This is a genomic window from Bacillus songklensis (genome assembly GCF_042649685.1).
Lineage (GTDB): Bacteria > Bacillota > Bacilli > Bacillales > Bacillaceae_H > Bacillus_BA > Bacillus_BA songklensis.
In genome coordinates, this window is the sequence record NZ_JBHRZT010000064.1 from 1 (window position 1) to 1431 (window position 1431).

Genomic DNA, 1431 nt, shown 5'->3' on the forward strand with positions numbered 1-1431 from the left:
GTCCTGAGCCAGGATCAAACTCTCCGAAGAAATGTTTGATTGCTCATAATAAAAAGAATTAACGTTGACGTTTGTTCGTTTGTTCAGTTTTCAAAGTTCATAAAATGGTGGAGCCTAGCGGGATCGAACCGCTGACCTCCTGCGTGCAAAGCAGGCGCTCTCCCAGCTGAGCTAAGGCCCCATGATTATTTAATGAATGGTCGGGAAGACAGGATTCGAACCTGCGACCCCTTGGTCCCAAACCAAGTGCTCTACCAAGCTGAGCTACTTCCCGTTTTTAATTCATTTAAATATGGCGCGCCCGACAGGAGTCGAACCCATAACCTTCTGATCCGTAGTCAGACGCTCTATCCAATTGAGCTACGGGCGCATATCGTGTAAATGGTGCCGAGGACCGGAATCGAACCGGTACGGTAGTCACCTACCGCAGGATTTTAAGTCCTGTGCGTCTGCCAGTTCCGCCACCCCGGCAACTACATTGTCTAGTGGAGCGGAAGACGGGATTCGAACCCGCGACCCCCACCTTGGCAAGGTGGTGTTCTACCACTGAACTACTTCCGCGCAATTTTAGAGTGCGGGTGAAGGGACTTGAACCCCCACGCCTTGCGGCGCCAGATCCTAAGTCTGGTGCGTCTGCCAATTCCGCCACACCCGCATCATTAAAATGGTGAGCCATGAAGGACTCGAACCTTCGACCCTCTGATTAAAAGTCAGATGCTCTACCGACTGAGCTAATGGCTCTTTTAAATGGTGCCGGCAAGAGGACTTGAACCCCCAACCTACTGATTACAAGTCAGTTGCTCTACCAATTGAGCTACACCGGCAAAGTATTTTTTGATTGTCTAGCTTCGAAAGGCAAACCATACGAATGTTTCGCTTCCTCTTGCAGAGCCAAAAAGCAATTCCTTCTCAGAATTTTCAACATTCTATTGGTTTAAGCGGGCTTTCTTCGCTTTTTCTATTATGGTGGAGGATGACGGGATCGAACCGCCGACCCCCTGCTTGTAAGGCAGGTGCTCTCCCAGCTGAGCTAATCCTCCGATTCGCCTGGCGACGTCCTACTCTCACAGGGGGAGACCCCCAACTACCATCGGCGCTGAAGAGCTTAACTTCCGTGTTCGGCATGGGAACGGGTGTGACCTCTTCGCCATCATCACCAGACTATATGAAGGTTGTTCCTTCAAAACTAGATAACACATTACTGAGGAAAGCACGTAGTGCTTTTCATTGTCCAGTTGCGCAAGCTATATCCTACGGTCATTTCGCGTCTTCCGACGAAACCAAAGAGCGGTTTCTCTGTCAGAAGCTCCAATGCCCTATGGATATGAGCAAGCTTGCTCCACTTTTCTTTTGGTTAAGTCCTCGATCGATTAGTATCAGTCAACTCCACGTGTCACCACGCTTCCATCTCTGACCTATCAACCTGATCAT

Annotated in this window: 9 tRNA genes and 1 rRNA gene; all 10 read right to left on the reverse strand. The window is 49.7% G+C overall.

The annotated features are described in order from the left end of the window. Positions 1-105: 105 nt before the first annotated feature. Positions 106-181: transfer RNA gene (locus tag ACFOU2_RS15120), tRNA-Ala, on the reverse strand. Between the two features lie 16 nt (positions 182-197). Further along, positions 198-274 (reverse strand) — tRNA-Pro (locus tag ACFOU2_RS15125). 19 nt (positions 275-293) lie between these two features. Further along, positions 294-370: transfer RNA gene (locus tag ACFOU2_RS15130), tRNA-Arg, on the reverse strand. Positions 371-382: 12 nt separating this feature from the next. Continuing rightward, a tRNA-Leu gene (locus ACFOU2_RS15135) sits at positions 383-471 on the reverse strand. A gap of 15 nt (positions 472-486) precedes the next feature. Next, a tRNA-Gly gene (locus tag ACFOU2_RS15140) sits at positions 487-561 on the reverse strand. A 12-nt stretch (positions 562-573) separates the two neighbouring features. Beyond that, positions 574-655 (reverse strand) — tRNA-Leu (locus tag ACFOU2_RS15145). A gap of 10 nt (positions 656-665) precedes the next feature. Beyond that, positions 666-741, reverse strand: a tRNA-Lys gene (locus ACFOU2_RS15150). 7 nt (positions 742-748) lie between these two features. Continuing rightward, a tRNA-Thr gene (locus ACFOU2_RS15155) sits at positions 749-824 on the reverse strand. Between the two features lie 140 nt (positions 825-964). After that, a tRNA-Val gene (locus ACFOU2_RS15160) sits at positions 965-1040 on the reverse strand. A gap of 5 nt (positions 1041-1045) precedes the next feature. Beyond that, a 5S ribosomal RNA gene (rrf, locus tag ACFOU2_RS15165) occupies positions 1046-1161 on the reverse strand. Positions 1162-1431: the final 270 nt, after the last annotated feature.